The sequence below is a fragment of the Labrenzia sp. OB1 genome, from assembly GCF_001624695.1.
Taxonomy (GTDB): domain Bacteria; phylum Pseudomonadota; class Alphaproteobacteria; order Rhizobiales; family Stappiaceae; genus Roseibium.
Genome location: NZ_JSEP01000050.1, coordinates 1 through 7,315, shown reverse-complemented (window position 1 = coordinate 7,315; position 7,315 = coordinate 1). Strand labels below are relative to the sequence as shown.

The 7,315-nt window shown below is 51.7% G+C and carries 3 protein-coding genes and 5 pseudogenes; 5 read left to right on the top strand and 3 right to left on the bottom strand.

Annotated features, from left to right (window positions below):
- Positions 1 to 652 (bottom strand): annotated as a pseudogene (locus tag OA90_RS27135) (IS3 family transposase); the annotation flags it as partial.
- Positions 653 to 781: 129 nt separating this feature from the next.
- On the opposite strand from OA90_RS27135, the gene OA90_RS27130 reads away from it, so the two are divergent.
- Positions 782 to 1,831: an IS110 family transposase gene (locus OA90_RS27130; protein ID WP_068420109.1), complete on the top strand. Its 1,050-nt coding sequence runs from the start codon at positions 782 to 784 to the stop codon at positions 1,829 to 1,831.
- Positions 1,832 to 2,080: 249 nt separating this feature from the next.
- On the opposite strand, the pseudogene OA90_RS27125 reads toward OA90_RS27130, so the two are convergent.
- A pseudogene (locus tag OA90_RS27125) lies at positions 2,081 to 2,329 on the bottom strand (transposase); the annotation flags it as partial.
- Positions 2,330 to 2,724: 395 nt separating this feature from the next.
- Here OA90_RS27125 and OA90_RS27120 point away from each other — a divergent pair.
- Positions 2,725 to 3,510 carry a sel1 repeat family protein gene (locus tag OA90_RS27120; protein ID WP_156510709.1) on the top strand — a complete coding sequence of 262 codons (786 nt, stop codon included), beginning with the start codon at positions 2,725 to 2,727 and terminating at the stop codon, positions 3,508 to 3,510.
- Positions 3,511 to 3,716: 206 nt separating this feature from the next.
- A pseudogene (locus tag OA90_RS28340) lies at positions 3,717 to 4,064 on the top strand (transposase domain-containing protein); the annotation flags it as partial.
- Between the two features lie 5 nt (positions 4,065 to 4,069).
- On the opposite strand, the pseudogene OA90_RS29730 reads toward OA90_RS28340, so the two are convergent.
- Positions 4,070 to 4,736: pseudogene (locus OA90_RS29730) on the bottom strand (transposase); the annotation flags it as partial.
- Between the two features lie 646 nt (positions 4,737 to 5,382).
- On the opposite strand from OA90_RS29730, the gene OA90_RS27100 reads away from it, so the two are divergent.
- Together OA90_RS27100 and OA90_RS29725 are read left to right on the top strand one after the other, a co-directional pair.
- Positions 5,383 to 6,501 (top strand): hypothetical protein, encoded by a 1,119-nt coding sequence (locus OA90_RS27100; RefSeq protein ID WP_156510707.1) that lies wholly within the window; start codon positions 5,383 to 5,385, stop codon positions 6,499 to 6,501.
- Positions 6,502 to 6,878: 377 nt separating this feature from the next.
- Positions 6,879 to 7,315, top strand: a pseudogene (locus OA90_RS29725) (transposase); the annotation flags it as partial.

The following is a 7,315-nucleotide window of genomic DNA, read 5'->3' as shown; positions in this document are numbered from 1 at the left end:
CGAGTGACGAAAACAGCGTCTCGTTGAGGCACTCGTCCCTGAAGCTGCCGTTGAGGCTCTCGACAAATCCGTTCTGCACCGGCTTTCCTGGCTGGATGTAATGCCAGTCGACGCTGGTCTCCTGACACCATTTGAGAACGGCCATACTGGTCGGCTCGGTCCCGTTGTCAGAAACCACGGTGACCGGTTTGCCGCGCAGACGAATGAGCGCATCGAGTTCACGGGTGACCCGCAGGCCGGATAAAGAGGTATCAGCGACCAGCGCCAGGCACTCGCGGCTGTAATCATCAACCGCGGCCGGTACCGGGAAGCGGCGGCCGTCCGTGAAGGCATCGGACACGAAGTCCAGGCTCCACCGCTCGTTCACTCTGTCTGGCAACACCATTGGTCTTCTTGTGCCCAGAGCCCGCTTCCGGCCACCACGTTTGCGGACTTGCAGCTTCTCTTCCGCGTAGAGGCGCCGCAGCTTCTTCTGGTTCAGGGCAAAGCCCTGACGCTCCAGCATCAGGTGAATGCGTCTGTAGCCGAAGCGCCGGCGTTCATCGGCAACCTTCTTCATTGCTTCACGCAGATCGGCATCATCCGGACGACTGCTTCGATATCGAATACCCGACCGGTCAACCTGCAAGACCGTACACGCCCGACGCTGGCTCACGCTGTGCCCGGAGCACAGGTGGGCCACCGCACTTCGCTTTGCATCGGGCGTCACCATTAATGGGATGGTCCGCCCCGCGCCCCGGCGTAAGCTCTTGTGGCATTGCCAAGCAAAAGGAGAGAAAAGATGCGAACCAAACCATTATCCGAAGCCTATGCCTATGGAATCGACATTGGCAAAAGGGTGTTCCACGTCGTCGCGGTCGATCGTGACGGTGCCGTGATCCAGCGTGCCAAGTTCGGGCGCGATACATTGCATTCGTTTTTCGATATGGCACCCAAAGCCCTGATCGGCATGGAGGCATGTCCGGGGTCACAATGGCTGGCGCGAAAGCTGATCGAGATGGGCCATAATGCGCGGATCATTCCCGCCCGGTTCGTGAAGCCGTATGTGAAGTCGAACAAGTCTGACACCATCGACGCGGCTGCGATTGCTGAGGCCGTGACACGACCGACTATGCGATTTGTTCAGGTGCGCACGCCGGAACAGGTCGATTTGCAAGCGCTTCACCGCATCCGCGACCGGCTTGTCGCACAACGAACCGGACTGATGAACCAGGCGCGTGCTTTCTGCATAGAATATGGGCTGGCGATGAGGGTCGGTGCTGGTGGCTTTCATGCCGACATAAGACGGCACCTTGCCAACCCTGTGAGCGACCTGACCCAAAACATGCAGACGCTGCTGAACGACCTGCTGGATGACCTTGCCTATATCGAGAACCGGGTCAAAATACTGACTGTCAGGATCGAAGCGATCGCCAACGAAGACGAGACGATCCGCAGGCTGCTGACCATTCCCGGGATAGGCGCCCTGGGGGCTACAGCACTGGTGGCTGCTGCGGGAGATGGGCGTCAATTCCGCAAGGCGCGAGACATGGCTGCATGGCTCGGGCTTGTCCCGGCGGAGCATTCAACCGGGGGAAAGCAGACCCTTCTTGGGATCAGTAAGCGCGGAAACGGATATGTGCGCCGTCTGATCATCCACGGCGCGCGATCCTGCTTCCTGCATCTGAACCGCGAAAGCCATGCCCTGGGCCGCTGGCTGAACGCGTTGGAAGCCCGCACTCATCGCAACAAAGCCGTCGTCGCCTTGGCCAATAAGCTGACGAGGATTGTGTGGGCAATCCTGACACGACCCGGCACCGTCTATCTGCGGTCCAAGGGGGCAGCAGCATAAGCTGAAACCTTACCGGACAACCCATTGCAGGGGACGTAATGACCAAACGGTTGATCGACCATGGGTAAGCCACGCGCAAAAAAACGGGACATGATCCCGTACCACTAATCTGGAACCCAAGGTGCGGATCTCATCAAGGCCTTGTCGCCAAAAGCGGTTGACTGATCAGAGGCCGGATACATTTACGCAAGCCGGTGCGTCATCCACGAGAACCTTGCAATAGCGGGGCGGACCATACATTTTTGAAGCGACATCCTTCAGCATGGCGTTGTCGAGCATGGCTACGGCCAGGAGTTTCTTGAGTCTCGCGTTCTCGTCTTCCAGAGCCTTCAGCTTGCGAGCATCGGACACGTCCATGCCCCCAAACCTGGCCTTGTACTTGTAGAAGGTCGCTTCCCAGATGCCGTGCTTGCGGCAGACATCCGCTGTCTTCACCCCCGTTTCCTGCTCCCGCAAGATGCCGATGATCTGTTCTTCTGTGAATCGTGAACGCTTCATTCCGTCCGTCTCCTGATTGGAACGGACTCCACACAAAATTGGAGGAGTTCTGGGGGCTCAGGTCAGTGACGTTCAGCAAGGCCAATATCGGCGCGCTGAATGGCCTGATCGCTGAATATGAAAGCAAGTGCGCCAGGGCGGGTGGTCAGAACCGCCGCGGACGGGCACGCGGAATACGATTCATCTAGAGCAAGGACGGAACCGATACCGGTTTATGTGAACGGCGAACTCGTTTTGTACGGGTTCGTTGGGGATAGCTAAACGAGAAGTCTGATGAACAATCCGGCTAAGGACCAATCTCCGGTCTACTGTTCCATTTAAGACAGCTGAACGGAGCGTCGTTTGCAAAGATTAGAATTCATTGAACACTGGAAAGCGCAAGAAGCTAAGGAACAATGGGAAACAATCCTGCAACACCTGTAAATTTTCCAAGTAGTTCAAAAGCTGCTCCTAAAATGTATAGGAATTGGAAATTGCATCTAAAAACGAACAGTCTGAATAAATCGCAATCCAAAGCAATAAACCAAATGTTGCAAGGTTTGCGAATTGATGGCAAATATTATGATGAACTAAAAATTAATAATTCTAATAAAGTCTATAAATATTTAAAGAAATTGCACGCCATAAACGCTGAAAATTTAGATCGCAAGCTAAGCGACAAAAACGTTTCTGTTGTCGATGTTCTTATAGGAGTATTTAGTTCATCTATTAATTTAAAGCGGCTTACAAATACGGAACCTGCGCTGAAAGCGCTCATCGCAATAACTGCTCGGCCAGATTTTGATTTGGTAGACCGCTATTCTGATTGTAAAACCCGTTATCATAGAATGCTTGAAGGTTTGGCCAGGATCAGACTTATGCCGTCCAGTTTCGTCGAAGGAAGAACCAAAAAAATTGAGGCGCAGGACGAACAAATCAGAAATTCTTTGAGTGAGTTGCGGACTGGGCTGATTGAACTATTTCCTAACCACACGGTCGCTGTGGGAGATCTCTTTCATGAACTAAGAGTAAGAAATCCGGAGCACGTGGAAACGGCGTTTAATCTCTTCCGACAAGCTGCAGACCGCAATGATAGTGAAGGGATGCTACGAATGATGAGAGCCTATATTCACGGTCTCGGCGTGGACGCGGATCCACAAAAGGTGACTGAATGGACAGACAAGTACGAGGCGACACTTTGATGTCGTGGCAATGGATGACGTGGACTGAGAATGGGTCATATCTTGGCGGGTGTCGAAGCCTGCAAGAACTACCAATAGGAACGATACGCCATGACCACCGATACAGACATCATCGCCCTGCGTCAGCCGGAAACTGTGTATGACCGGCTGACCGAGATCGCGCACGTCGGGGGTGTGACGGATGCTGGCGGCCGCGCTTAGAGCAACGCCTCCGGGTCTCCGCCAAGTCCCGTCTCGCTGAGAAGCTTGCCTACATTCATCGTCACTGGGACGGCTTGCAGACCTTCCTTAACGACGACCGAGTCGAGATCGATAGCAACAGTGTCGAGAATCTGATCCGGCCAATTGCTCTTAATCGAAAAAATGCTCTCTTCTGCGGTTACGATGAAGGCGGAAAGGCATGGGGCCGGATCGCATCGCTCATCGAAACAGCCAAGGTCAACGGCGTCGAACCCTTCGCCTATCTCAAGGCTACCCTCGAGGCCATCGCCGCGGGCCATCCGAAAAGCCGGATCGACAAGCTCCTGCCATGGAACTTCACGCCGTCAAGCTGAAACCCCTTGGGCCGCAGACGTCGCTTACGTTTTTTCGGCTTGATGCGCAGGTTCAGTTCGAACGCACGATAGATCCGCCGGACACGTTTGTGGTTCCATACGAAGCCATTGACATTGCGCAGATAAAGGAAACACAAGCCGAAACCCCAGGTTCTGTGTGCTGTCGTCAGTCGGACCAGCCAGTCCGCGATTTCTGCGTTCTCATCGCTGAGCTTACGTTCATAGCGATAGCAGCTTTCACTGATCTGGAACGCCCGGCACGCAAGCGCAATGCTCACGCCACGCAGCCGAACTGCGCTGATGGCCATCCATTGGCCGGCAGGCGATAAGTGCATCGCCGAGAGGCTCTTTACGTTGAGACGGCCCCAAGGCTTTTTCCAAGAGCGTCCTTCGGCAGCTCATTCTGCATCGCCATTTCGGCATACATCTTTTTGAGCCGGAGGTATTCTTCGGCCATGGCCTTCATTTCCGCAATTGAAGATGCGTCCATACCGCCACATTTGGATCCGGTTGCAGTCGGTCGCGTTGCTGATCCCGTGCTCCCGGCACAGATCGGCAACAGGAACACCGCTCTCATTCTTCGGGAAAATGATTCACTGGATCTTTTTCTGATCCTCATCATTGTTTCAAAATTGCCAGGATCTGGCTCTCTGTAAATCCTGATTTCTTCATCTCGTTCTCCAAGCGCATCAAAGGCCGGAGAAGTCCAATTTTCAACCCGGTGATTTTCGGGGATGATTACGATCCAGCAATACGGTGGGATCTTGGCATCTCCGGTGGCCGAGGCCCATTCCGAGAAGCTAAGGTTGGTATTGCAACTGTACTGAACCCAAAACAGCGGACTGAAGCCCCGTTTTAAGCGCGTGAAAACAGCGGTTAGCGTGTCATTCGACACAGCTCACGAGCGCGCTTCTGCGTAGGTTTGCTCATCAAACCAGCTTTAGGAATTAATCATGACGTTTAGAACATTAAGTGAACTGGTGCATGTTGCCGGGGGCCCTGGTCTTCCAAGGGATCTTGACAGGGATAGGTGTGATCTCGAGCGCAAACTCCTGTTTTCAGGCGATGCCCCTTCGTCGCGCTCGACGGTGGCCTACAAAGAGGCTCATGGGCGGTGGGCGTCTGCGGGACATAGTTCAAGCCGAAAAAAAATAATTACAAACAATATGGTTCATGCCGCAGCACAGACAATCTGGAGGAACAGGCAAAACACGCAGTTGCTAAAATCGCGGAAGGTGTTCAAAGTAACCAATTCAAGAAGGTCTACCAGGGCCTTAAATTACTTCACCAAACAAAAATAAATCATGATAAATACACTGTGAACGAGTTCTCTAACAAAGACAATTACGTTTCTGAAAATTTTGAAGAACTTTGTAGGATGGTGTCTATTCATAATTGTATAAAATCAAATCTAGAGAAATTTTTCAAAGAACCCGAAAAATTTGTAAAAAAGCATTCTGATCGCAATAAATTATTTTACCGGTTGATCGATAGTCTGAACCGTTTCGGCCTGATTACAAAAAGATACTTTGAGTCACAAATAAAACCTATTAGCGATATGGATGCCTTGATCACACAGTCTTTGGATTCTCTGCGAAAAAAAGATGAGAGCAGACGAGAATTTTTTGAAATGACACCCGGCGTGTTAAAGCAAAAATTAGATGGCGTAGTAAGAGGCGAAACGCAATTTAATAGAGACGACTACAAAAAACCTAATAACATCTTCACGCCGAAATCGCTTCTGGAGCACTTCTCAAAAATTTATTCACAGCATCATGGCAATTTTGTTACGCCTGAAACCTGTTTTTCAACCGCGCGCCAGCCGTTGTATACCGAAGGAGCCAAGCTTGCTTTCCGCCCTCAAGCCGAGTCAAGTGGGACCCTAATTGACGACCGGCCGCTTCCTGAAGCCTGCGAAGCAAGGAGCTACGAAATTTCCAACCGAGTTGAAAAATTTACTGGTTCGGCTACAGCAGCCGGCCTATTTTCAAAGATCTTGGAGCATCCTGGTTGGAATGACTTTTTTGCCAAAATGACGACGGTAATAAATGACGCAGAAAAACAGGTTACTTTTGAAGTTGCGTCAGAAAACAATGGCGACTCCGTAGTGACACAGATGCCTGCACCACATAACCAGGACTCGATTGATCACACTGCTGAGAAGTTAAATAAAAATCCAAAATTCAGTTTTCGCGTTTCGGAGCGTACTGATTGCTACACATTTAGATGTGTCGCCGACATTATATCGCCCTCTATGATGTATAATGATCATCCTGATACCATTCAATATTTTGAGTTGGCAAATGAGGGAGTAGCAGAAGACATGCAGATTGCGCTAACATGTGAATTCGATATCTCACGTGAAGCCGCCCTAAAAGGTGAAATCGAAATTTTACGCAGCGATTTCCTACAGGAATTCAAGTGGAAGTTAGATTAGCCTGATACCAAGCGCATTTATTGGTGAATCATGATTGACTCTGAAATGGAAAGCTGGACACCCGCAAAAACTTGCGATTTGACGTTGGTTTGATCGATTGGCCGCTTTGAGGCCCGGCATTCACCGCATTTTTGAAGTCATCGCGACCATTTCAGGCGTTTTGCGCTCATTTCGAACGCGCCTCGCCCTGTTTCGGGCGCACCTATCCTGTGACGCTCCGGCGTTCATGGAAGATCAGCCGGTCGAAGTTGAAGTGGTCCCGGAAATCCGGACAGGTTGCTAATACCAGCCGCAATGAATAAGACCCTATTGCGGCTGGTATCAAAAGTAGTTGAGTGATATCTACGGGTTGTGATTCAACCGTCTTTTTCCGGAAGATGGAGGATCGGATTCCTTGGAATGATATCACTGCGCAAGCAACACAACCGCGCCTCTCTTCGATATCCAAGCGATTTGACGGACCGGGAATGGTCTGTGGTGGCGCCGCTTATCCCACCGGCCAAACCGCGTAGCCGGCCGCGCAAGAGCAACATGCGAGAGTTATGAACTCGATCCTTTATATCGCAGCCAGCGGTTGTCAGGGGCGGTTCACTGCTGCAAAACTTTCCTCCGGCCTCCACGGTGCGAGGCTATTTCTATTGCTGGCGTGATACCGGCCTTTGGCAGACGATCAACCACATCCTCGTCTCGGCCACGTGTGAACTGGAAGGACGCCAGTCCTTTCCAACAGCCGGTGTTGTCGACAGTCAGAGCGTCAAAACCACGAAAAGCGGCGGAGTTTCGGACCATGACGCCCCCTCTCAGCGTTGCTTAG

Bases quoted from the DNA above. Each gene is read 5' to 3' on its own strand.
- OA90_RS27120 (WP_156510709.1), top strand. From the start codon at position 2,725: ATGGGAAACAATCCTGCAACACCTGTAAATTTTCCAAGTAGTTCAAAA.
- OA90_RS27130 (WP_068420109.1), top strand. From the start codon at position 782: ATGCGAACCAAACCATTATCCGAAGCCTATGCCTATGGAATCGACATT.